Source organism: Ancylomarina subtilis (assembly GCF_004217115.1).
Classification (GTDB): Bacteria; Bacteroidota; Bacteroidia; order Bacteroidales; family Marinifilaceae; genus Ancylomarina; species Ancylomarina subtilis.
Window position 1 is genome coordinate 757,112 of the sequence record NZ_SHKN01000001.1, and the last position, 25,464, is coordinate 782,575.

21 protein-coding genes are annotated in these 25,464 nt (G+C 36.4%); 9 read left to right on the plus strand and 12 right to left on the minus strand.

Annotation, left to right across the window (positions count from 1 at the left end; all coding sequences use genetic code 11):
* The first annotated feature begins 142 nt into the window (after window positions 1–142).
* From EV201_RS03155 to EV201_RS03180, 6 genes are all read left to right on the plus strand, one after another.
* On the plus strand, window positions 143–1,717 hold the full coding sequence (locus EV201_RS03155; RefSeq protein ID WP_130305945.1) for a peptide chain release factor 3: 1,575 nt from the start codon (window positions 143–145) through the stop codon (window positions 1,715–1,717).
* A gap of 83 nt (window positions 1,718–1,800) precedes the next feature.
* A complete protein-coding gene (locus tag EV201_RS03160; protein WP_130305946.1) occupies window positions 1,801–2,175 on the plus strand; it encodes a thioesterase family protein in 375 nt (124 codons plus the stop codon).
* A gap of 105 nt (window positions 2,176–2,280) precedes the next feature.
* Window positions 2,281–2,805 (plus strand): DUF4251 domain-containing protein, encoded by a 525-nt coding sequence (locus tag EV201_RS03165; RefSeq protein ID WP_130305947.1) that lies wholly within the window; start codon window positions 2,281–2,283, stop codon window positions 2,803–2,805.
* Window positions 2,806–3,202: 397 nt separating this feature from the next.
* Window positions 3,203–4,240, plus strand: a complete 1,038-nt coding sequence (gene asnA / locus EV201_RS03170; protein ID WP_130305948.1) for an aspartate--ammonia ligase — start codon at window positions 3,203–3,205, stop codon at window positions 4,238–4,240.
* Between the two features lie 145 nt (window positions 4,241–4,385).
* Window positions 4,386–4,910, plus strand: coding sequence for an SRPBCC family protein (locus tag EV201_RS03175; RefSeq protein ID WP_130305949.1), 525 nt, complete (start codon window positions 4,386–4,388; stop codon window positions 4,908–4,910).
* A 41-nt stretch (window positions 4,911–4,951) separates the two neighbouring features.
* The gene (locus EV201_RS03180; protein WP_130305950.1) at window positions 4,952–5,158 is read left to right on the plus strand and encodes a YgaP family membrane protein; all 207 of its coding nucleotides are present in this window, start codon (window positions 4,952–4,954) and stop codon (window positions 5,156–5,158) included.
* A 69-nt stretch (window positions 5,159–5,227) separates the two neighbouring features.
* On the opposite strand, the gene EV201_RS03185 is transcribed toward EV201_RS03180, so the two are convergent.
* From EV201_RS03185 to EV201_RS03205, 5 genes are all read right to left on the minus strand, one after another.
* On the minus strand, window positions 5,228–7,240 hold the full coding sequence (locus EV201_RS03185) for a monovalent cation:proton antiporter family protein (RefSeq protein WP_130305951.1): 2,013 nt from the start codon (window positions 7,238–7,240) through the stop codon (window positions 5,228–5,230).
* A 231-nt stretch (window positions 7,241–7,471) separates the two neighbouring features.
* The gene (locus EV201_RS03190) at window positions 7,472–7,756 is read right to left on the minus strand and encodes a hypothetical protein (RefSeq protein WP_130305952.1); all 285 of its coding nucleotides are present in this window, start codon (window positions 7,754–7,756) and stop codon (window positions 7,472–7,474) included.
* Between the two features lie 4 nt (window positions 7,757–7,760).
* Window positions 7,761–8,468 carry a hypothetical protein gene (locus EV201_RS03195; RefSeq protein ID WP_130305953.1) on the minus strand — a complete coding sequence of 236 codons (708 nt, stop codon included), beginning with the start codon at window positions 8,466–8,468 and terminating at the stop codon, window positions 7,761–7,763.
* A complete protein-coding gene (locus EV201_RS03200) occupies window positions 8,468–8,896 on the minus strand; it encodes a nucleotide triphosphate diphosphatase NUDT15 (protein WP_130305954.1) in 429 nt (142 codons plus the stop codon). The genes EV201_RS03195 and EV201_RS03200 overlap by 1 nt, the downstream gene beginning before the upstream one ends.
* A gap of 110 nt (window positions 8,897–9,006) precedes the next feature.
* Window positions 9,007–9,444 (minus strand): DUF4469 domain-containing protein, encoded by a 438-nt coding sequence (locus EV201_RS03205; protein WP_130305955.1) that lies wholly within the window; start codon window positions 9,442–9,444, stop codon window positions 9,007–9,009.
* 934 nt (window positions 9,445–10,378) lie between these two features.
* On the opposite strand from EV201_RS03205, the gene EV201_RS03210 reads away from it, so the two are divergent.
* Window positions 10,379–11,119: a hypothetical protein gene (locus tag EV201_RS03210; protein ID WP_130305956.1), complete on the plus strand. Its 741-nt coding sequence runs from the start codon at window positions 10,379–10,381 to the stop codon at window positions 11,117–11,119.
* A 204-nt stretch (window positions 11,120–11,323) separates the two neighbouring features.
* Here the strand turns inward: EV201_RS03210 and EV201_RS03215 are convergent, their stop codons facing one another.
* From EV201_RS03215 to EV201_RS03230, 4 genes are all read right to left on the minus strand, one after another.
* Window positions 11,324–11,755: a DUF4469 domain-containing protein gene (locus EV201_RS03215; protein ID WP_130305957.1), complete on the minus strand. Its 432-nt coding sequence runs from the start codon at window positions 11,753–11,755 to the stop codon at window positions 11,324–11,326.
* Window positions 11,756–12,233: 478 nt separating this feature from the next.
* Window positions 12,234–15,110 (minus strand): fibronectin type III domain-containing protein, encoded by a 2,877-nt coding sequence (locus EV201_RS16530; RefSeq protein WP_242610450.1) that lies wholly within the window; start codon window positions 15,108–15,110, stop codon window positions 12,234–12,236.
* 345 nt (window positions 15,111–15,455) lie between these two features.
* Entirely contained in the window at window positions 15,456–15,815 is a 360-nt protein-coding gene (locus EV201_RS03225) for a TehB-like domain-containing protein (RefSeq protein WP_130305958.1), read from the minus strand.
* 103 nt (window positions 15,816–15,918) lie between these two features.
* Window positions 15,919–17,715 carry an ABC transporter ATP-binding protein gene (locus tag EV201_RS03230; protein WP_130305959.1) on the minus strand — a complete coding sequence of 599 codons (1,797 nt, stop codon included), beginning with the start codon at window positions 17,713–17,715 and terminating at the stop codon, window positions 15,919–15,921.
* A gap of 273 nt (window positions 17,716–17,988) precedes the next feature.
* On the opposite strand from EV201_RS03230, the gene EV201_RS03235 reads away from it, so the two are divergent.
* Complete coding sequence (locus tag EV201_RS03235; RefSeq protein WP_130305960.1) at window positions 17,989–18,765, plus strand: Mut7-C RNAse domain-containing protein; 777 nt, start codon at window positions 17,989–17,991, stop codon at window positions 18,763–18,765.
* A gap of 224 nt (window positions 18,766–18,989) precedes the next feature.
* Here EV201_RS03235 and EV201_RS03240 read toward each other — a convergent pair whose 3' ends face one another.
* Window positions 18,990–19,532 (minus strand): hypothetical protein, encoded by a 543-nt coding sequence (locus EV201_RS03240; protein ID WP_130305961.1) that lies wholly within the window; start codon window positions 19,530–19,532, stop codon window positions 18,990–18,992.
* Window positions 19,533–19,754: 222 nt separating this feature from the next.
* Entirely contained in the window at window positions 19,755–21,155 is a 1,401-nt protein-coding gene (locus EV201_RS03245; protein ID WP_130305962.1) for an ATP-binding protein, read from the minus strand.
* Window positions 21,156–21,827: 672 nt separating this feature from the next.
* Here EV201_RS03245 and EV201_RS03250 point away from each other — a divergent pair.
* Window positions 21,828–22,472, plus strand: coding sequence for a PQLLE family protein (locus EV201_RS03250; RefSeq protein WP_479722810.1), 645 nt, complete (start codon window positions 21,828–21,830; stop codon window positions 22,470–22,472).
* A 72-nt stretch (window positions 22,473–22,544) separates the two neighbouring features.
* Here the strand turns inward: EV201_RS03250 and EV201_RS03255 are convergent, their stop codons facing one another.
* Entirely contained in the window at window positions 22,545–25,148 is a 2,604-nt protein-coding gene (locus tag EV201_RS03255) for an ATP-binding protein (protein WP_130305964.1), read from the minus strand.
* Window positions 25,149–25,464: the final 316 nt, after the last annotated feature.

A 25,464-nucleotide genomic window follows, 5' to 3' on the forward strand; every position in this document is an offset into this window, starting at 1 on the left:
TTAAATTCCAGCTAAAATGCTTAGTTTTGCATGCTTTTTTATATAGGATGAAATAGCAGCCAGATGTTTTGTGATGAAAAATCTCCCTAGAGTATCTTCACAAACCTGGTAAAAGTAAAATAGAAAGTAAACACAATTAGCTATGGCTTTTATAGACGAAATAAACAGACGACGTACCTTTGGTATTATCTCTCACCCCGATGCCGGTAAAACAACTCTAACTGAAAAACTTTTGTTATTTGGTGGTGCTATTCACGTAGCAGGTGCTGTAAAATCGAATAAAATTAAGAAGACAGCAACTTCCGACTTTATGGAAATTGAGCGACAAAGAGGGATCTCTGTTGCAACTTCGGTAATGGGTTTCGAATACAAAGGGCATAAAATCAACATCCTGGACACTCCTGGTCACCAGGATTTTGCTGAGGACACTTTTCGTACTCTAACGGCTTGTGATTCGGTTATTATTGTGATAGACGTAGCCAAGGGGGTTGAGGCACAAACCCGTAAGTTGATGAAGGTTTGTCGCATGAGAAAAACGCCTGTGATTGTTTTCATTAATAAAATGGACCGCTCAGGTAAGGATGCTTTCGATTTGCTTGACGAAATTGAAGAAGAGTTACAACTGAATGTAAATCCTTTGAGCTGGCCAATTAATATGGGACCCGATTTCAAAGGGGTTTATAATATCTATCACAAGAATTTAAGTCTATTTACACCAGCTACACAAACCGTTCAGGACACTATTGAATTCGACGACCTATCAAATCCACAGTTGGAAGAGTACATTGGTGACGATGCTGAGGTGCTTCGTGATGAATTGGATTTGGTATCCGGAGTTTATCCTGAATTTAATGTTGAAGATTACCTGAATGCTGAAATTGCACCTGTTTTCTTCGGTTCTGCACTAAATAATTTTGGTGTACAAGAACTTCTTGATGTTTTTGTTAAGATTGCCCCTTCTCCACTTCCATGTCAAACAGTTGAACGTCTGATTCAGCCTGAGGAAGAAAAATTCTCTGGTTTTGTCTTTAAGATCCATGCCAATATGGATCCGAACCACCGTGACAGAATTGCCTTCGTGAAAATTGTATCGGGTACATTCAAAAGAAATACCCCCTACCTTCACGTTCGCAATGGGAAAAAAATCAAATTCTCTAGTCCAACAGCCTTTATGGCAGAGAAAAAATCGATTGTAGAAGAAGCTTATCCTGGAGATATCATCGGTCTGCACGATACAGGAAACTTCAAGATTGGTGATACCCTAACTGAAGGTGAGAAAATCAACTTCAAAGGGATTCCTTCATTCTCTCCCGAACTTTTCAAATACATCGAGAATGCAGATCCTATGAAATCGAAACAATTGGCGAAGGGTATTGACCAATTGATGGACGAGGGTGTTGCCCAACTTTTTACCTCTCAGTTTAACGGTCGTAAGGTCATTGGAACTGTTGGTGCACTTCAGTTCGAAGTGATTGAGTACCGCCTATTGCACGAATACAGCGCTTCTTGTCGTTGGGAACACATCAACCTTCATAAGGCATGCTGGATTAAATCCAACGACGATGAAGAATTAAAGGAATTTAAGAAAGCCAAATACCAATATATCGCAAAAGACAAGCATGGACGTGATGTTTTCCTTGCAGACTCGGGTTATATGTTGCAAATGGCTCAAAACAATTATAAGAATTTAGAGTTCCATTTCACTTCGGAATTTTAAGCTGATGTGAAAATGTTCTGATGTGCGAATCTGATGATTCCACAAATTAACTCAAATCTCATTTACTAAATTACAAGATAATTATGTCTTTAGAAGAAGGATTAAATTTCACTCAGGAATTAACTGTTGAAGATAATAATACGGCTATCGCACACGGTTCGGGTAAATTACCTGTATTTGCGACACCTGCAATGGTCGCATTTATGGAAAACACAGCTGTAAAATGCATAGAAAAGGGCTTGGATAAAGGCTTGGATACAGTTGGAATTCAAATTGACACCAAACATATTAAAGCCACTAAAGTGGGTAAGAAGGTGACCTGTACAGCAACTCTAACGAAAGTGGATGGTAAAAAACTGACTTTCCAAATTGAAGCGACAGACGAAGATGGCCCAATTGGTTCATCACTCCACAAGCGCTATATCATCGATCCTATTAAATTTATGGAAAGAGCCTAACTAGTTAAAATATATAAAATTGCCCGTTCATATAAACTTTGAACGGGCTTTTTTTATGATCTGTTTTTTGATTATCTTATAAGTTGAAAATTAACAATCAGAGCCATGAAAACAATATTCAAAAAACTACTGGGTTCATTCTTATTAATCGTTCTGGTAACAAGCCTTTCAGCACAAAAAAAAGAGGAACGAAAAGCTCAAAAAATTAAAGTCTATCAAGAATGCCTGCAACTAATTAAAAGTGGCGAATTCAAATTCGAAGCTGACAAAGCTTATCCTCAAAGTGGATCTTACATCGATCTTACTACGAATTATGGCTTTATTAAAGTTTCTGAGAATAATTGTCTATGCGATTTACCTTTTTTCGGCCGCGCTTATCATGCGGATTATGGTGGTGATGCCGGAATGGATTTCGAAGGTGAAATGCTAAACAAAGAACTCACTCGTGATGATAAAAAAATGAAAGTGACTTATACCTTTGATGTCAAAGATAAAGAGGTTTTCACTGTAATTATCGAGGCGTTTTCAAAAAAATCGGTATCCACAATTGTTCGATGTAACAGCAAAGCTCACATCTCCTATTCAGGACAAATTGTGGAACTTAAAAAGGATGATCCAGATGCTGAATAAGCAGTATAATCCATTTTCATTTTAAGAAAATAGACAAAATCAATTTTGTTATTCAAAAAAACTTGTCTAGTTTAGCATCCACAAATAAAGAAATCTAATGAGATCATTCAACAACAATAATGCTTTTAATAATTTGATGACTAATTGTTCATCGAAAATGGAAAGCTTATAGTTGATTGTCAAAATATACCTACACTATCTAAAGCCTTCCCCTACCGGAAGGCTTTTTTTATAAACTCATATTGCAGAACCATGTCTTTTTTCAATTCAAATAATAATATCAATAATAATTTTCCCTGAGGGTGAGAAAAGATATCGACATGCACTTGTTTAGCCTTTCCTCACTACGGAAAGGCTTTTTTTATAATCTATTTTTAAAACTATTAACTGAAAAACCATGAAAGATTTAATTATTCCAAAGGATTACAAGAGTTCACTCGACTTGGATCAAACTGAAAAAGCAATTAAGCTCATTAAGGATCAATTCCAATTGCAACTGTCTTCAGAATTGAGGTTAAAAAGGGTTACAGCTCCATTAATCGTAATGAAACATACAGGTCTTAACGATGATTTAAACGGTGTGGAACGTCCGGTTGCCTTCCCAATTAAGGCTTTAGGAGATGACAAAGCTGAAGTGGTCCATTCACTTGCGAAATGGAAACGCTACATGCTTGGGGAACTTAGTATTCCTGCCGGACAAGGACTTTATACCGACATGAATGCCCTTCGTCCCGATGAGGATTTCACCAATATTCATTCCTTATATGTCGATCAGTGGGATTGGGAGAAAAGCATCACTAAAGAAGAACGAAGCTTGGATACACTGAAAGAAACCGTTAAACAAATCTATGCCGCACTGAAACGCACAGCCTATATTCTTCAGGAATACTACCCAAGTATTCAAGCTCAGTTACCCGAAGAGATCTGCTTCATTCATGCAGAAGAACTCTTATTACAATATCCCGAATTGAGCCCCAAAGAAAGAGAGACTAAGGTCGCCAAAGAATTTGGAGCTGTCTTTATTATCGGCATTGGAAGCGAAATGGTCAATGGCGAGCCACATGATGGTCGTGCTCCTGACTATGACGACTGGAGCACGCCTACTGTAAGCGGGTATAAAGGTTTAAATGGTGATATTATTTTATGGAACCCTGTGCTTGAAATTGCTTTTGAAATCTCATCAATGGGGATTCGTGTAGATGAAGAAGCTTTAGAAAAACAATTGATCCTTAGAGGTGCCGAAGAACGAAAAACGCTTATGTTTCACCAAAAGCTGCTGGCAGGAGAATTGCCTTATTCAATTGGTGGAGGAATTGGACAATCGCGTCTGTGCATGTTTCTGCTTCAAAAAGCTCATATTGGCGAGGTACAATCAAGTATCTGGCCTGAAGAGATGAGACAAAAGTGTCAGGAATCCGGTATTTTCATTCTCTAATAAAACATTATTATCAAAAGAGTTTTATAAGGTTAAAGACAAGTAAATTCCTGATTGAGAAAATTTTTCTTAAATTTAGGAGGCGCTTGTCTTTTTATTTAGGACTTATGCCAGCCTAACTTATAATTAACCAAAAACTTATTTTATGAAAAAAGCTCTTTTAATTGTAGGTATCTTAGTTGTTTTGGTATTGATTCTTCATCAGGTAGCTCCCAAACATTATCAAGTAGAACGTAAAGTTGTTGTGTCAACACAAATCGACACCGTATTTAAAAGTCTCTGTTCATTAAAAGAACAACAACTATGGTCCCCCTGGGCTGAGATGGATCCCAATATGAAAGTTGAGTATCGAGGTATGGATGGAGAGATCGGATCTGTTTCGCATTGGGTTGGTAACGATAAAGTTGGTGAAGGAGAACAGGAGATTAAAAAAATTGAAAGCAACACGTATATTGAAACAGAATTGCGCTTTCTTAAACCCTTTAAATCCACAAGTATCGGTTTCCTTAAACTAAAACCCGTAGACAGCCAGACTGAAGTCACATGGGGATTTAAGGGTGAGCATAAATTCCCAACTACAATTATCATGTTGTTTATGGATATGGATGAGCAAATTGGTCCTGATTTTGAAAAGGGACTAAGCAAATTCAAAACTTATATCGAGAAATAACGGTTTAAATTCAACATATTTTATCACTAAAAATTATACAAATGAAAAAAAATATGGGTCTTGTTGATCGTATCTTACGTTCAATAGTTGCTATAACATTAATTGCCTTGTATATCTTTGATGTTATCACTGGTACAATTGGTATAATCCTTGTCGTACTTTCTTCTATTATGCTTCTTTCAAGTATTATTGGCAATTGCCCTCCATACTCACTAATAGGCATTAATACATGCAAAAAGAAAGACTAATACCCTTTCATAAATCTAAATACTAAAGGCTGCTTATTGAAGCAGCCTTTAATATTTAAACATTCTTATTTAAATAAAGTCGCCTCCCTTAGGAGACTTAATCTTAGTTAAGAGTTTCATCTTGACACCTCTGAGCTGCCTAAAATCAGCTTCAGACTGTTGTCCCAATTTGAGTTTAACCTTCTCCAAACTCTCTTTTGAACCAACCAAAGTTAGAACATCTCCCCGCCTTAACCGAGTATAACCAGTTGAGATAATTGGATTCTCATTACGTTTGGTTGCAAGAATAATCACATCAGATGGCAATTTTAGGTCGCGCAAACTTAAACCATGTAGATCCGCATTTTGCATTTCAACATCCACTGTATCCTGACTTTCATCCATACCCAGAATGATAGATGTTGCGATTGGAGAGCGAACCAAGTGATCCATTAAACTAATCAGCATAGAAGCTGGTTCCACAATAAGGGCTCCTAATTCCTGAAAACGTTTCATGTATTTTCTATCGTGTAAACGCACGACCAAATGTCGCGTACCAAATTGTTCATAAGCCAATTCGCATATCTCTAGACTCTCTTCATCTTGATAAAAAAGAACAAAACTATCAGCAGAATCAGCCCCTATTCGTTTCATCTCCTCCATTCCAAAATCCTTAATATGAACGACCGGAATCCCCTGATATTCATGTGATGCTTTTTCCTTATCCCGGGTTGCCATCTTAACTAATATATCACTACTCATCAACTGTCTGGCCAGAGCCAGAGATTGCCCCTCTAAACCAAAAATAAATACTTTTTTATCGCGTTTTTCGTGTAAAACATCATGCTTACGATGACTTTCGCCTACCTTTAAAATTGCCCATTTAAAAAGCGGTGGCCCCACAATCTGATTAATAACAATTACTGTAATCAAAACAGTTGCAAACTCTGCTCCCCAATCCGGATATTTCTGGCTGACAATTGAAACCAAACCTAAAGCGACACCTGCCTGAGTGACATAAGGCGTCCATGATATTCGATTATACGATTTGGGATCACCTGCCAATCGTCCGCCTACATAGGCCCCAATTGCCATACTAAAAAGGCGAATAAAGAAAAATACAAGAGCAATACTAAAGGCTTCAGCAAAACTATCAAGAGAGAGAGAAGCACCTGTTAAGGTGAAAAACAGGATATATATTTTAGGAACGACACGTTCTATAATCTTATTAAATTCCCGGCGAGAATTACCAAAATTAACCACATAAAAACTTGCCAGGATACAAACCAAAAGAGGTTCCACATAAATATGAAATCCAAGATACTCCTGACTGTAATAATGTAACTCGTGCGCAAAAAGAAAAGAGAGGTAGCCAAGTATAATAAGAACAAAGGCTTTTAATCCTGTAGTCATATTCAGCCCCAAAACAAAATTCATTAGTTTACCCAAAACCCACCCCAGAAAGAATGACAGTAGCAACTCTCCCAGAAGAATAACCGTAAGAATAAAATCAATGGGGATTCCTGATATTAAAGCATCTGATATTGCAAAACAAAGAGTAAACAAAATGATAACAAGAACATCCTTTACGACCGTTACACCAATGGCCGTTTTTACAAAAGGGCCTTTGGCTCGCATTTCGTTAATAATTGCGATGGCTGAAACCGGCGAACGAGCTACAAAAATAACGCCGATCAATATAGCCATTGAAATTTTCACCTCATTCGTGAATCCTGACATAAACGGAATACGCTCACTCAAATAATAAATGGCAATGGCACTCAAAACAAAAGTGAAAAAAAGCTGTCCAAATGTCATCCATTTAATACTTTTCATACGCCCTTTCAATTCGGCTAAATAAAGCTCTGCTCCGGCAGCAAAAGCAATGAATGAGAGAGAAATATCATTTACAAAAGTAAGTTGATGTAAAGATTCGCCTGGTATCAGCTTTAAAACAAAAGGACCTGCGATGATTCCAATTATTAACAAGCCTGTAATAATAGGCAGTTTTACTTTCAAAAAATAGAGAGACAACCGACTAGCTGCAACACTTACGATTAAAAATCCGGCTAAAAAAGGAAGAATGTCGAAATAAGTATTCATCGGCAAATTTGTCTATTGGTGATTATATCACATAAGATAATTATTTTTTTCATTCTTTAAGATGGATAATCAGTCTTAAAGTCTCAAGCATGAATAAATCCGTTCTAATCTGAGTAAAAAAAAACGCCCAAACTTAATTCAAAGCCCGGGCGTTAATATATTCTATAAAGTTTAGTAGCAAACGATTTTTACACTTTGCGCTTTCATCATTCTTCAATAAAATAGGAAAAACTACAGAAGCTTTGCAAAACTGGGAATCTTCTTGGCCAATTTGATAGCAATATCGCCCAGATCCTTTATCCGACCAATCAATTGAGCCTGTGATAAATTCTGCTTTGATGCTTCTTCAACCAACGCTATCAAAGCCAAATAAGTTTCTTCAACTGTTGTATCCGGACAAAGCGCATCAATTTCATCCTTAGTCATTCCTTTTAACTCACCCAATTCTTTTTGGTATGTCTCATCAAAAGCTGCATCAGCTTCACCAAACAAATCATCAAATCTATTTTCAGTCATAATGCTATTTTTTAGATGTTAACTTCATAATTTTATTTGAAAGCTCCTGTAATTGCTTATATGCATCATCCGATTTCACATCAATCTCTTTCCCTTTTTTAAGAACCTCTTCAATCTGTTCAGACAAACTCGCCAATGAGTTGCTAACTAAAGTGTCCGCTCCAGTCAAGCCAACAATTGAAAGGGCCTGCTCCTGTTCCTCTTTTAATTTTCGAAGCGATTGCAGATAAACTGTAATGCTTGTATTTGCATTACTCACCTGCAGATAAGATTTATTTATAGCCTTCAATAGCTCCGTTTCCTGTATTAATATGGGTTTAAGCAATTCTGTCCTCTTTTTCTCAATCTGTTTACGAGCTGAGTTTAGAAAATCTGCCATTTCATCAACAGCGTTCTCCGACTCCAACTTCCCCACCTTCTGAGCAGCTAGCTCCAATGTTCCATATAGTGATGGCTCACCCTTTTTAAAAGATTGCAGTTCCTTATTCAAGACATAGTGAATCACAAAAGGAGCATAAACATCATCCACTAAAGTGTTGATATCGGTTTTTATTTTATTGAAGTATAGTTCGGCAAGATTCTGATGCGATTGTTGCAGAACCTGCAAATCGTTTCCTATGGTTTGTGATAAAAGAACGGTCTCTTTGGGAACAGATGCACATCCTGCAAGCAGGAAAATGAATAAAATGCTGACAAGGTTTTTCACTCTCATTAGTCTTTAATTTTAGATGAGGTTATTGGGTTATAATTGTTTCTTTTAAGATTCTGAATAGTCATAAAAATTGACTGGGGAAGATTGTTCCAGTCAAACCACTCCCAGCGTTCACACTTGTCAGGTTCCATCAAATTTACATCTCCGAAATCATAATCTGCCAGCATAACAATAGTGACATAATGCTTTTGCTCTTCCTGAAAAATATCATTGGTTACAGTTCCATATCGAACATTCTTTATTCTTAAGCCAGTTTCTTCAAGGATTTCGCGAATAGCACAATCTTCCCAGCATTCCTGATATTCCAAATGACCTCCCGGAAAGGCCCAGGTACCATCACCATGAGCATTTTTCCGCTTACCCAACAACACTCTCCCCTCTTTTATCACGGCAACTCCAACTCCTACTTTAGGACGCTTACTTTCCATATATTATGATTCAATTTTCAAGAACACTATCAAATTTACATAAAAAAACAACAAGCAAGAATTTTTATTTAAAATAAAGCAATCATAAAAAAAGCCAGCTTAGCTGACTTTTATTTTAAAACTATATTTAATAATTCCTTTAACTTAGCCCGGCGTAAGGCTTTATTACCTCTATGCAAAGTCCGTAATTCCAACTTATATCGACCAGAATCTATGTTCTCAGGAATTTGAAAAATCTGTCTACTGGGCCTATTCGTTATATATACTGAAACCCTGTATTCTGAACCTCCTTCTTTAAGAAGAAATATCCCCTGATAGTTATCAGTGCTATCAAATTTTAAGGACTTACCCCGGAGTTCAACGATAGAACCAGAACCTAAAGCTGAAAAAAGAGAATTTGTACCATACTTTTTGAAACTACTGATTTTAATCTTTAGATCATCAGTTATTCTATTATTTTCTTTACTATCACTCTTTAGGTGATGTAATTTATCCAAACAATTATCTGCTATTTCCTGCAAATAATCAGTATTCAAACAATATTCCATATCCTATTATTTGAAATTAAAAAAATACTGTCAATAAACTTATTTATAAAAAATAAATGAGAGAAAATGAGCAATCAAGGAAGGAGCAATATACTGCCCACGTGGCATTTTAACACCATACACAATCCAATTGATATGAATTTCTTTCACAGAAGAAATTTCCCTAATTTTTGCCCAACGGGGTCCAACTTTTTTTAAGGTTTCTATCTATGGCAGCTAAAATATTAAACTCTGGTCTAGCGTAAATTGATGTTCTAAACTGTATGATATTGCTTCGTCCTACTTTTCCCAGAGGATCCTTAGCTTCAATCGTTCTCTTAAAAAATTAGGACGTTGAGATGGTGTGTTGCTTATCCAACCATATAGCCTCATATCAGTTTGGCTCATTTTTGCTGATTTTAAAAGATATTAACTAGCTCACGAGTTCGATAATGTTTATCAATACAAGAGTTTGTTATCTCTCTTCCTTTAATACACGAATCACTCCAAAGCAGCTTGCGACTTACTAATTGTTATTCACAAGATAAAATATCAGGTGTTTTTTATTGCTCCTCAAGATCAAATATAACCTCTGCGCATATAGGACTCGCACCATATAAGAATAACATATTTATTATTATTACTTTAATAAAAAAACACTATATTTAACATCAAACATTACTTATAGATAATTACATTTGTTCGTACAGAACAAATACAACAAATTCATTGCGATAAAACACAAATAAAACTTAACACAGACTTTTAGTACACTCAGTAACGACCAAAACATTTGCAAGTATAAGAGATCTAAGTAGCATAATTCTTGTCATAATTACAACTTATGATGTTATATATTACTGGAACCCTAAACACATTAATAGCTATCCTACAGGATAATAGTCAGTATTTTCAATTATTTCACTAACACTAACGCAGTATTAATTTTAATCCTATGAAAACAAAATTATTCTTCTTTATCATTTTGCTTTGCAATTTTGCTGCAACAGCCCAAACCTATAATCCCGAAGGAAAAACAGGTCAAGAGGCATTACTACAAAAACAACTAGCCGAAGTTCAATCCTTCTTTAAAACCGCGGAAGAGAACGATGCCAATGTAGACCGTTACGCATACAACCGTTACGAAGGAAGTCCATATCTTGATAAAGAATTTCAGACAGGAAGTCTTATAAAAAAAGATAGTTCTATATTCGATAATCTGAAATTAAGGTACAATATCTACAATGACCGTGTCGAATTCTTAAAAAAGGACATTATAAAGATTGTGCCTAGTAGAAATTTCACGAGTAAAGTCATAATTGGTGAAAAAACATTTAAATTAAGCCAATACCTTATTAAGGGGCACCCTAAATTTGGTTATTTGGAACAATTGACGCAAGGTGATTGTTGCCTCTATTACAGACACAAAGTAAGTCTAAATCCGGCAGTACAAGGAAATGCATACCAGGAACCCAAACCCGCAAAATTTGTTAATGCCAAGGGTATGTTTTTTATTCAACTTAAAGATGAACCAATCATGCAAATAACAAAGAAAAAACATTTGATTGTTCAACTCTCAAACAATAATAATGACATACAGAAGTTTTATAAAAAAGAGAAAATTAATATAAAAATGAAAGAGGATTTTATTAAACTGGTTCAGTACTACAATGAACTAAATGAATCATCAAAATAAATAATAAAACAGAAGGTGTTGCTAGTGGGCAACACCTTCTGTTTTATTATCTATTTTTCTCTAATTTGTAAAATTATTTAAAACGACAAGACTTTTTAAGTTATTGCCTCAAAACCATCATCGAGGACTTATCTCCTGTATCACAGTCCTCTTCCCTGCGAAAAACCCACATAAAAAGAAAGCCAGCAATGCTGGCTTCACTCATTAAACGATTTTTAAGGTTTTTTTTAACTTCGCCCGACACAACGTTTTGTTACTTTTATTCAAGGCTCTTAATTCTAACTTATATCGACCTGATTCTAAGTCAACAGGAATTTGGAAAACCTGCCTATTAAGCGTGTTGCTTATATATAAAGAAACCCTGTATTCGGAACCGTCTTCTTTGAGAAGAAATATACCCTGATATGTATCTGTACTATCCAGTTCCAAAAACTCACCTTGGATTTCAACTATAGAACCTGATCCCAAAGCAGAGAAAAAAGAATTTGAATTAAAACTTTTAAAACTGTAAATTTTGATCTTTGGATCATTTGTTCTACCCAATCGTTTTTTACCAACACCTTTAAGAAGGCTCAACTTATCAAAACAATTATCTGCTATCTCTGTCAAATAATTTGTGTTCAAATAATATTCCATATCCAATTATTTGAAATTAAAAATTTATCAACTAAACATATTTACAATATCGTAAATGAGAGAAAAATGACCAATCTATTCAATTGGTCACATAAATATTGAATATTAAATCAATAATAGATACTTCTACATAAAAAATTAATCGACTATCTATTTTTTAGATACAATACACAAGTTAAAACATAAATATTTACAAAACAACTCAAATTTAAATCACTCACTTAATTATCAATCATTTACCTAAAAAAAAGACTCCGTTACAACTTAAACTTTCAAAATTCTTATACTATTAAATCACGATTCAAACAGCCCCCTTTTAAACCTATCTAAGTCCAGTGTTTATGGGTATAGTCAGTGATATCGAATCGTAATTTAAGCTCTGTTACAAAAAAAAATCCCCCACAATTCTATTTATATCCATAAATAAATCCCGATCTAATAATAGACCGGGATTTTTTTATTGAATTCAAATTAAATTTTATTCTTGTATCACAATCAGAGTTGATTCTGATCGTTCTAAGGCTTCCTTATCAATCCATTCAATTGAAACTGTAAAACTTAAAGCTGTATCCGGATGATCCTTCAAGAAAGGGCTATAATCTAGAACTAAAGACTGTTTCCCATCTTTTTCGATGACTTTTGAAGGAGAAATATACTGTCCACGGGGCATCTTAACACCATCAACAACCCAATTGATACGAATCTCTTCCATTGAAGAAATTTTGCCCATCTTAGCCCAGGTAGGACCAACTTGTTTTAAGTCTCTATCGATAGCAGCCATGATATTAAACGTTTGCTTGGCATCAACAGCTGTTCTAAACTGAATGGTATTGCTACGGCCTACTTTTCCCAGAGGATCCTTGGCTTCAATATAAAAGCTATATTCTGTATCCGACTCTAGGTGTGTTAATAAAATTGAATTATCGTTTGTATTCACATCACTATCAATCTGCCCCGTTCCTCTTGTATTTCCGCCATAGTTAATGTTCCTCTGAAGAGCCGTTCCATTTACATAGTAGGTGTAAACCAAATCGGTAGTTTCGGCATCAGTGGCAAAATTATTCTCTAACTCTAAAAAGCTAAAACCGATTTGTTTTATTCTCAAATCGCTATTCCAAACCGGAGCCTGATTAACCGGACTTGTAAAATCAGTGTTTTTTTCCAAAGCGACACTTCCGTCCGCATATTTTATAGTCAATTGCAAATCGTAATGCGTTTGTTCTGTCAGTTGAGTTAAAACTTTGGTTGTCACACCTTTTCCCCAAACTTCTGTTACGCCATTCAAACGAGCCTCAAAAGTCACATCATCAATCTCATTATTGCCAGTATTCTTCTGATAGAAATCATTTAAATCAATCACAACCTTGTTATATGTCTTGGGATCAATCTTCATTTCAAAATCTATGAATTCCATATATTGAAGCGTTTTAACATCCAACTCTTTATAATAGGTCTTTCCATCGCGTTTCCCAACAACTCTTACTTTATAGCTTGTGTTCGATTGTAATCCATTAAAGGTGTAAGTTAAAAAGTGCCCTGACTTTATTAACTGATCATCCAGAAAAAGCTCATAAGTATCATAAAAAGGTCTCTCGGTGAGACTCCAGTTTAATTCAAACGATCGATGACCTATATTTGTGACATTAAGTTTCACTTCAGGAATCGCTGCAGCTTTTGTCTTAAAAGGAATCGTCTTCTCTTTTTTCGTATCATTTTGTGATTTAGCCACAAGCTTTGCGGTATAATCCGTCTCCGGTTCCAAATTTTTAAAAGTAAACTCGTTTCCCCTTGCATCGTAACTATAAGCAATCCCATTTAAATAAACCTCGTAAGCAATCTCACCTCCTGATGGCAATTCCGAATTCGTCCAAACAAGCTTTGCCTGCGTTTCTGTAACATCCTGTATCTGCAATTCAAATTCACCCGGCACTTCATATTCTTTAGTCGTAAATGAAACTGTTTGCGTGCTTGGAAATATCACACTCTCACTTCGGGCTTCAATCTTGAAGGTATACGACTCTCCTGCCTTCAAGCCACTCGCCAAATATTTTCGTTCTACCAATCCTTTTTTAACAAGCACTCCATTTTCAAGGTAAACATTGTAGGTTACCTTACTGCCATCACTTGCGACACATTCGGTCCAAGTTAAAAGAGCAGAAGTTTGTTTTATATCCTGAGAACTGATTGTAAATTCAGATAAACTTGGAGCAACAAGAGTCGTAAACTCAGAGGTCTTTTCAAGAGTTTTACTATACGCATTTTTAGCCTCTATCTTTAGCTGATAAAGCTTTCCTGCTTCCAATCGGTCGAGTAAAACCTGATTGTCGTTGAAAGCTTCTCCCTTAAAAAAACCATTGACAAATACCTTGTAGCTAAGCACCTCGTTTTTATCGCCTGTTGTTTCCCAACGAACCAATGCTGATTCATAACTGATATCCTCAACGAAAACCCTAAAATCGGCAGGTCCTTCAGCATCCAAGGTTGTAAATTCAATGAGCTTTCTCTTTGTTTTACCATGTTCATTCGTTGCTTCTACAGTTGCAGTATATCGCGTATTAAAACTCAAGGATTTGAATTCATATTCAAAAACCTCAAGTCCATTGCCTTTCTCTACAGCATTCAACAGAACCCTATAAGTCAACTTTTCAGATTCTGATGATCCCCAAACGATTTTCGCTCCGTCATGTGTCACACTTTCCACCGAAAGGGTAAAATCACTGGGATCTGCATAATCATTTGTCGTAAGATCAAGCGTACTTTCAACAGTTTTATTAAACTCATTTTTACCAATCAGTTTTATATGATAGAGTTTATTTCCTTCCAATTCGGAAAAGGTATAAGTCGCAACAGCTAAATTTTCGGCTTTTAACACATCATCCAAATAGATTGCATAAGACAAAGTTTGAGTTGGATCAGAATTCTCCCATGAAACTTTTATTTTATCGGTTGTTAATTCATCCATTTTTAGATGAATAGCTCCCGGAGAAGGTGTGTCTTTTGTCTTTATTGTTTGTGAAACGACTACTTGTGTTTCATAAGTACTTTTGGCAATCACCTCTAAACTATATGTGGTTACTGCTTCCAGATCTTCAAATCGATAGCTTAATTTTTCCAAATCCTTGCCCTTCAACTCATCATTCAGATAAACATCGTATACAATCTTCGAGTTATCAGAAATAAGTGATGCTGTCCATTGAATTTCAGCAAAATCATAACTCATCCCCTTCACTGAAACATAAAAGTTAGTTGGATTTAATTTAATTTCCGCTTCAGGACTTGTTCCATCCTTGCTACAACTCAAAACCAAAACCAAGGCCATTACCATTAGCCATACAAACATCAATCTCACTCGCATAATTCTTTATTTATATTTACAACATCTTAAGGACAATCTAAACAATACCAACACGTACAATAGTTTCATTTTTTCAGCAGTAATTACTAAACAACGACTATTCTATTTAGCAATTCACTGGCATTATATTTTGAAAAGGGACGCAAAGAAAGTTTATTTCACCTAAAAAACAAAGACAGAATCTCCTCATGATTCTGATTTTACACCAATTAACATATTTAGACATACTAACACCAAAAAAAACCGACTTGCAAAAGTCGGTTTTCTGGATTTATAGATAGATAAATTGTTTCCGGAACTGGAAATTTCAACAGGTTTATTCGTAAAAAAGACGAAAACAGTTTCCTATTTCTTAAGAAATTGCTCTCCTGGCCTTTTATTTTCCTCAGGATGTTTGACATCAATCACACCACCAATAAGTGTATAAAATTCGACTCTAAAAGTAACTGGTCCTGTTATGACAACATGATGGTATCGTTCGGGATAAATAACGATTGGATGTTCCGGATCAGCATCGAGTGCCGGTCCATCTTCATCTTCCCATACATATTGACAGTGTCCTTTTTCAACCACCAATAAACCTATTTTTCCTTTGGGTGCTAAATGCGATTTCAGGATCGCTTCTTTAACGGTTATTTCTGTCATTGATGGCGTACTGCCAACTTTGACTGCCGATTTGGGTAATGATTCATTTTGATAATTCATCTTCTTATTTTTATTTAATCTCCATTAGAAACTCTCATCAAATCTAAAACCTTTTTCTCAATCATGAATATGATCCAAATCACATCCGGCATTTAATCATCACTTAAGTGGCATATTGCAGTTGAATTAGTTTGCTGTATTTTCCATCCGGAATCATCATCAGCGTATCGTGTGTGCCCTGTTCGACGATCTCACCTTGCTCCATAACGATAATCTCATCCGCATTTCTAACCGTAGACAAGCGGTGCGCAATTACAATGGAAGTTCTCCCTTTCATTAGTTTCTCCAGGGCTTCCTGAACCAGTTGCTCCGATTCAGAATCGAGAGAAGATGTGGCTTCATCCAGAATTAGAATTTTAGGATCTTTTAAAATGGCACGTGCAATAGCAATACGTTGGCGCTGCCCCCCCGAAAGCTGAGTGCCTCGCTCACCGACTATGGTGTCAAACCTCTCAGGGAAACGATCGATAAACTCCAACGCATTGGCCTTTTTCGCAGCCTGATAGATTTCCTCCTCAGAGGCGCCGGGTTTTCCATAGGCAATGTTTTCACTGATACTTCCTCCAAACAAAAAGATATCCTGAGGAACCAGAGAAATCTGACTTCTTAATGCGGATAGCGGATAGTCGTAACTATCAAGCTGATCGAAGAATAAGCTGTTTTGGGGTGGACGATGTAACATCAACAGAAGGGATGCCAAGGTACTTTTCCCTGCCCCGCTATGGCCAACAAGGGCAATCATCTTATTGCTCTCAATCTCCAGATTAATATGATTCAGAACCGCTTGCTCTCTTCTCGAAGGATAAGCAAAATTCAAATCCTTCAGGCTAATTTTCCCCTGCATTCTATATATGGGGTCAATCTCGCTGATATTCTGAATATCTTCAGGTGTTTCATCATAGATTTTAAACAAATCTTCGGTAGCACCAATAAATTTCTGAATGTTAGCATACACTGTAGCCAATCCACTGATGGTTCCCCCTACAAAAACGGAATAAATCACAAAGGAAAACAGATCGCCGGCCTGCATCTCTCCTGCTTGCAGTAAACGGGAGCCTTGCCACACCATGGCAGCAATGGCCCCAAACAAACCCAGAATAATAAAAGAGGTAAAGGCCCCGCGATACTTGCCTCTCGTCATGCCTAGATCGGCAATTTCGAGGGTTTTCTTTTTGTAACGGGCAATTTCAACATATTCGTTGGTAAAGGCTTTTACAGATTGAATACCCTGCAAGGTCTCTTCGATAATGGTGTTTGAATCGGCCAGTTTGGTTTGAACATCCTTAGAGAATTTCCGAATGAACTTACCAAAAAATCGTGCTGCAATCATGGTGGGTGGCAAAGTGATCAGCATAAAAGCCGTTAATTTTATCGATATAATACCCAAGAGGATAATCCCACCCGTGATTACAATAATCTGACGGATAAAATCGGCCAGAGTCGTTGTCATCGTATCCTGAAGGAGAATCACATCAGCTGATATTCTGCTGTTGAGCTCCCCCACTCGCCTGCGTTCGAAAAACTGCAAAGGCAGTTTGATTAGATGACGGTAGGTGGCCTGTCGCAAAGCTGCTAAAGATTTTTCGGTGACATTTACAAATAGGACGATACGGAAATAAGCAAAAGTGGCTTGAAGAACTAAAACAAGCGCAATCAGAATAGCCGTTTGATTCAGACTCTGCCCAAGAGTTGTGCTATTGCCCGTGTTTACCAAATCGCCAAGAAGCTTGGGAAAAGCCAGGCTGGCTAAACTCGATCCCAATAGAAAAAAAACACCTAAAAAGTATTGCCCTCGGTAGGGTTTAATGTACTTGTATAACCTTAAGGCTGATTTGATGCCTGATTTATTTATTTTCCCTTTGGGTACATTCGATGTATCTGCGCCGTGTGATCTTGCCATGCTTCAATTTCGTTATTTGGTATTATTCTTAATAATAACCAAAATTATTGAGAAAGCATTTATCTGAAATACATTTTTAATTGAATTCACCAGATAAATTCAAGCTCTGCAAAATATCACAGTCATCAAGAGAAATTTCATCATATTACTTCTGACCATCATCTGCCGTTCCCGATCGATTAAGTCAAAACGAATAGTCGTATCTTTATAAAGCCTCAGCTTGCAGCCAGCCCAAACAGACTACAGTTTAAATATGTCAGAAGGACGAAAGGAATGAATAAAAAAACGCCAACAGAAAACAACAAGGGCATTAAAAAGGAAATGACATTCCGTTTTTATGCCGAGCTAAACGATTTTCTGCCGCCCCATCGGAAACAAAAAGCCTTTGTACAGGCTTTCAAAACACCTATTTCCGTTCGCGAGACCATCGAATCGCTAGGCATTCCTCTATCTGAGGTCGACTTGATACGCGTGAATGATCTGTCTGTTGGTTTCAATCACAAACTGAAGGAAGGTGACTACATCTCTGTCTTTCCGGTTTTTGAAAGCATCGATATTTCAACGATCACCAAAGTGCGAAAATCAGCCTTACGCAACACTCTTTTTGTTGTGGATGCCCATTTGGGTAAACTGGCCAAATACCTGAGAATGCTTGGATTCGACACCCTTTACAGAGCAGATATACACGACAAAGAAATTATTGCCGTTGCCAAAAAAGAAAGACGCATTATCCTCACACGAGATAAACCCTTACTGAGATCGAAAGAGGTCAGTCATGGCTATTTTGTTAGATCCATCGAAAAGCATGAACAACTTAGAGAGGTCGTAAACAAATTTGATCTGAAAAGTCAGTTCCGCTCCTTTACGCGCTGCATGACATGCAACACGCCTCTTATAAAAGCTGACAAGGCGGAAATTCAAGATAAAGTGGACAAAGAGATAAGCAATAATTTTAAAGTCTTTTATTATTGCCCGCTTTGCGATAAGCTGTATTGGGAAGGCTCCCATTTTAAGCGAATGGAAGCCTATATCAGGAAATTAATTGAATAAAGAGATTTAAGGAACGCGGTGTAATCACTAAGCTGTACAGGTAAAACTGAAACGGATTAGTTTTATGACCACCCACACGATAAATTGACTTCGTCGAACTTCGTTTCGTGCGTTAGAAAGGGTTTGCATTCGCAAAGCACAAGCTACAAGCTTGCGCTAGCGGGAAAGCTGTTTTGCTATTTGCATTAATTCTTCAGATTTCATTCAATAAAACCAAATAACACTTAATTAGGTTTTGTCCCTCCTGAAGAGGACAACAACCAATCTATTTTTGATGGCCGACTTGGGCTTCCACCATTTCGCCAATAGTCTTTATCGTTTTGCTGATCCCCGTAAAAATACCCATCAGATTGCTCCATAGGTCTCTGTCTTGAATATTTACCTGTTTTATTATTATACCAATAGCCCTTCCACCAAGTTGTTCTTCCATCATGATTTCCCCAATAGGCCTGAGAACTTTTAGGACTGGGCATGGTATAACGCCAGCCTTGCAAATACATTTTAACTGCAACCACCAAAGTTTGCTTATCAACGCTAACACCACTTCGTAAAAAATTTGGGATCTGATTGTTTCCCAATTTTGAAAAATCAAAATCGTAGCTGACGCCCTTAAAATACTCCCATGTTTTGTTAGGATGCACAACAATCTTTCTCCCATTAGCCAAGCTCACAACTTGGTCTTGAGCCAAAGCCTGTTGCTGAAACGAAAAAATAAAAGCAAGTGTCATCAACACCAGCCAACTCATTCTCTTATTCTGTTTTTTCATATTAAAATTTTATTCTTAATTATCCTAAACAAACCCGACAGGTTAATTTACAAGATGTAAGTAAACCTATCGGGTTTCAAAAAAAGCCCCCGCTGCCGCACGATTGTATCGTGTGGTAGCGAGGATACGTTATGCTTTAATTTCTGCTATGCAGAACACGAGCTACAAGCTAGCGCTAGCGGTGTATATTTTTTGTAATCTGCTAATCCTAGCAGATTACAATCATGTTTTATCAATCATCCTATAAGAATAATTAAAAGCAGTTGCATTTTCATCTACCGGTTCAATTTTCTCTAATTTTCTTAATTTCTGGAATGCCTTCTTAATTTTATTAACATCATCTTCACCACTTAACTCTCTCACTAATCGATTCGTTATTGTTCTATTCTTAGAATCCTCTGAAAGATAATTTAGAATTATATCTTCCAAAGATGCTAGCTTTTTATGCTGAATTGTAATTTTTACTGAATTATCCAATTCTTCGATAATTGGATCTATCAACCCTGCCTTTTTCATCTCATTTTTAACGGTATCGAGACCTTCACCAATATCATGATTTACTGGGTCAGGCAGATTATGCAAAAGCCTAACTATATTAGGATTTCTCGAAAAACGTTCGTCATATATATTATTTAAAGTAATATATCCTGGTAGTTTCCCAGGACTTATAACTTCAATTCTATTATCAAATATTCTAATATGTATATCATCATTTAAGCTATAATCACGATGGATTACGGCATTAACTAAAATTTCATGAATTGCTTTGCTTGGATAAATTAGTTTTTCCAATCCCCCGTTAACTGTGATAGATGTATCCTTTAATAATTCATGTACTAACTTAATAGCCTCATATATTTGACTTTCTATTGGCCCATTTATTGTTCTAGGAGCTTCCTTTAATTGTTCCCTTTTATATGAATCATCGCTTGTCAAAAGGCGATATACTTTTATGGCACATCGAGTATCTAATGTCGCCTGAGGTTCTTCTTCAAATAATAAGGCACACGCTACATTAGGTTTTAGCTCTTTTTCACGGAGGCTTAATAATCTTTGTTTTTTAAGAAAAATTGGAACATCCAAATTCGATTTAACGCGCACCATGTACTCGAAAAGAATTTCATTGTATTCATATTCATCCACTTCTAAAATATCAATAGGTTGCTTTTCATAAACTAAAGCACCCTTTGCATATCCCAATTGAGTAATTCTATCTCCTTTAATCTTTTCTTTCCGTGCATTTATTCTCAAAAAACAATCACCATTAGAGCAATAATGAACTTTGGAACTTTTGGGAATATTTAAGTGTAGAACAAATCCCTGATCATTAAAATCTATAAACTCCACATCCACATTTTCTACGGCTGGTTCTGTTAATTCAAGTACGGTATGTAGAATATCATTTGCTTCTTCTTTTGTTTGAAATCCTTTTAATCTTCCTTTTTCTATTTTTGGATCTTCTACCCCAATCCAGATTTCGCCTCCGTCAGCGTTTGCAAAGGCGACAAATGTTTCTTGTAACTTAGAAGGCTTTATGTCTTTGCTTTTCAAATCATTAAAATGATCTTCATTTATTTCTAACAATTTATTATACTCATCTTTTCCAGGTTGTCTTGTTTCCATAATCTATTTTTTCTAATTACGTAATTAGTTTCTTTAGCTTGCAGCCAACTCGTTTATAACAAGTAAAAGCTTATTATTTCTCCAATAACTTATTTAAAAGTGATGCTATTACCCATATGACAGGCAAACCACAGCTCTTTTTCAAAGCATAATAAAAATAGACATAATTTCAATTAAAGAAGAACAAAACTATTAATCAAAATTAAATCAGAATGGCTCTACATAAATAAAGCATAAAAACAGGAACAAATAAACCAGCTGATTGAAGCTATCAGCACGTAATAGGACATTTCACACTGTCTGTTTCACCCTTGCAGAGTGCAACCTACCACCTACATCAACGACTTTACCCTCAGGGAAACCACTATGAGCAGCAAAACATCGATTTTACCGCCCAATATGCCAATTCTACCACGAAAACTGTCGATTCTACCTTCAGGGAATGGATTTTACCAGTCACTTAATCAATTCTACCGAAGACTTTATCCATCCTAAGCTATACCCGACTGTTTTACCATAAAAGAAAGATAAACAACGATCTATCTTCTTTAATTCACAAACTTATGTTTGTTTAAAATTTCATTTTATCATTCTAAATAAGTAATTTAAATCTCGGTTGAGTTAAACCTAAACTATTTTATCATCTTTAAAAATCAAAAGAAATGGTAACAAATCGATCAGAATCATTTTTTTTTAGAACGTGTCCGTATTGCATTGACCAATGCAGAAACACAGCCTAAAGTTAAAGCGGCCCTGGCCGAATTCGGTGTTGATGATGCCAAATTTACTGAGGGATGGCAAATTTATAATCTGGCTAAAGAGAATTGGGAGCTTAATAAGCAAGAAGAGTCGGAGACTCGCCTGGTATCGAATGCCTACCATACTGCCTACGGGGAGTTGGAAATGAAGTTTAAAAGACATCGTGACTTAAGTCAGATTCTGTGTAAGAGAGACCCGGATATACTCATACAATTGGGGGTTAAAGGTCGATTCCCGACCAAGTACAACGAATTCTTCGACAAGGTCAAGTTGTTCTATACAACTATTAAAACAGACACTGCTATTCAGACTAAACTGGCAATGATTAAACTCACTCCTGAAATTGCGACGGCTTGCCTGGCAGAACTGGATACCCTACTGGGTTTGCGCGCCGAATTCGATCGCGAGATGGGAGAATCTCAAGCTGCTACCGTATCGAAAAATACCGCACTTCACAATTTAAGTGATTGGATGGATGAGTTTGACACCTTAGCAAAAGTTGCCCTTTACGATACCCCACAGCGCCTGGAAGTTTTAGGTATTCTGGTTAAAAGCTAACAGCCCTCTATAACAAACAAAAAGCCGACTCGCAAAAGTCGGCTTTGTTTTGAAATTTAAGGCTTGAAAAATCTATTGCAGCAACTGTTCGTTTATTTTAGATCGGAACAATTCTCTATCAAAAGGTTTACTAATAAAATCGGAACAGCCACAGGCAAAAGCTTTGTTTCTATCTGCTTCGGTTGAATATGCGGTTTGGGCTATTATGGATAAATTCGGTCTAAACTCTTTTATGCGTTCTGTTGCTTCGTAGCCATCCATCTCAGGCATTTTTATATCCATCAGTATCAAATCGACCTGTGGGTTCGATTTGCAAATTGCAACAGCTTCTACACCATTTATAGCCCTGATAATATTCACTTTCATGTCTAAAAAGAATTTTTCTAATAAGACAAAATTAGAATCTTCATCCTCGGCAATTAAAACCGTTTTGGGCTTTGTAAATTCAGACTTCACCTCATTAAGAGGGAGCTTAGGTATCGCTTTCGAATTTACCGTTTTGTAAGGAAGGGTAAAATAGAATACCGAACCTTTATCTACTTCGGACTTTAGCCAAATATGCCCACCAAGCATCTCGACATAAGCTTTTGAGATAGCCAAGCCCAAACCTGAACCGCCGTATGTTCGGGCTGAAGTCGATTCGACCTGACGAAAGCGTTTAAATATCTCGGCGTGCATTTCGGCAGGTATGCCTATTCCGGAATCCTCTATATAAAATTCCAAAAAGTTGTCTTTTAATGTGTATCCAAAATTAACAAAACCTTTCTGGGTAAATTTGAGGGCGTTGCCCACAAGATTCGTTAGTATTTGTGTGAGTTTGGTTGAATCGGTAACAACAAGTGCTTGTTCGTCGGCTAAAGGGGTTTGTAAACAAAAGCTAACATCGGGATTTGTGTCGTTCGTAAAGAATTGTTCGTTTATGAGTTTACAGATTAAATTGATGTTGATTTCCGTTTCCTGAACTTTTTCCTGTCCGGCCTCAATAGAGGCAATGCTTATTATATCGGTGATAATAGAAAGCAATTGCTCGCTGCTTTGTATGATCAAATCGGTGAAATATTGACTCTCTTCAGGAGGTAAATCGGGGTCGTTAAGTAAACCTGAAAAGCCCACAATGGCATTCATGGGTGTACGTATTTCGTGCGAAATATTGTGAAGGAATGCTGTTTTAAGATGGTCGCTTTCTTCGGCTTTTTCCTTGGCTATAATTAATTCTTGATTCCTTTCATTCAGTTCTTCATTAATCTGCTGGTACTTTATATTCTGTGATTCTATTTTATCCGTTTTTTCTTGAAGTGATGCTTCTGCACTTTTACGATTGGTTACGTCATGGATAATTGAATGTAACACGTCATTGTTATCGATTCTAATTTTACTGCATAATATTTCAACATCCCTTATCGAACCATCCTTCAATTGATGTTTGGATTCGAATTGATTGTTATTTTCAAACAAAACACTCTCAATATTCTTCTTAATTTCCTGAGATGAAAGAACATCGAGTTGCCCAACTTTCATCTTTTTCAAATCTTCACAGCTCCATCCATAATAGTTGGCTGCAGATTTATTCGCATCAACAATATTATGAGTCTTGGGATCTACAAGAAATTTCACGGCTGCATGATCATCAAATATCTTCCGAAATTTCTCCTCGCTTTTATGCAATGTCTTTTCAGCTTCTTTTCTTTTTGCTTCTTCTCTTAAAAGATTTCTGACTTTAGTCAGCGAATAAAAATAAAATGAGAGGGCTATAAATAGCAAAGAAAAAACAAATATTAAACGATTACGAAGCCTGGACAGGGCCACATAAACATCTTTTTCCTGATAGGAAATCAGAATCGTCCAATAGGTATTGCCAAGTGGAATGCGATAAAAGGCGTAATATAAATCAGAGGCATTCGTTTTATCATCTCTATCCTGATGGGAAATTTTTCCTGTTCCCCTATTCTCATTTTTTATTTTCTCGAGCACCTTAGGGGTGGAATCATCATGCTCAGTCGTCTCAAGAATGGATTCTCCGGTGTGCCCGCTTATAGGGCAATATATTTCGATCCCCTTTTCGCTAAGTAGCCATGCATGTCCGTTTTTTCGGTTCTTGATTTTTCCAAGATACAGCTTTCCCAAGCCATCAATTGGGATTAAAACGGCAAGACTGCCCACAAAAATTTTGTTTTTAAACACAGGAACATGCAAAGCAATCGCTAAAAATCCTTGTGCTGCCATAAACACATCACTCAGAACAGGTTTTTGATTATCAAGAACTTGTTTAACATGATTTTGATAAGAGATGTCCCGCCCTATGGCTGATTGGTTATATGGATAAGTGTACAGAATGACACCTGTAGTATCGATTCTTGTAATAGCTGTAACAACACTTTTATGGGTTTCATAATAGTTTGCCATTAATGTTTTAGTCTCATCCGAGAAATCGATAACTTCCTGAAACTTCGCCAAAAAATCAAGTTCGGATTGGTAATCATCGAAGAAATAAGTAATGCCCTGAGATGCCGTTTCGGCTAATATGAGTTGTTCTTTATTGAAATCATTGATTGTATTGCTTTTAATATCTCCATAAATCATATAAAAGGTTAAAAAGAATAAGATTAATGCAATGGGGATAAAAAAATACCGATTAAGGGATATTAGTTTATTCATCTTAAATTTTCGTGTATTCATCCTCGATTTATTTTAATTTACAACACGGATGGAAGATACAGAAAAAGTCAAAATTATCACCAAATTACTGAACCAATCTCCAAAGCATGATGGTTTTGATGACTAAGCGTATCTATTTTTTCTATCAACTGCTGCATTCTTTTCAATTCCACGCCTATGAATCTCCTTCAAAAAGCCACTGAGTTCTGATCCTCTTCTTAAAACTCAGGGTCAATTAAATCTTCGTTCTTCATTACGATGTAAATCAGATATATAAAAAAAGCTTGGGCAAAACCCAAGCTAATGTTATACTTCCCAGTTATGATATAAGGCCTTT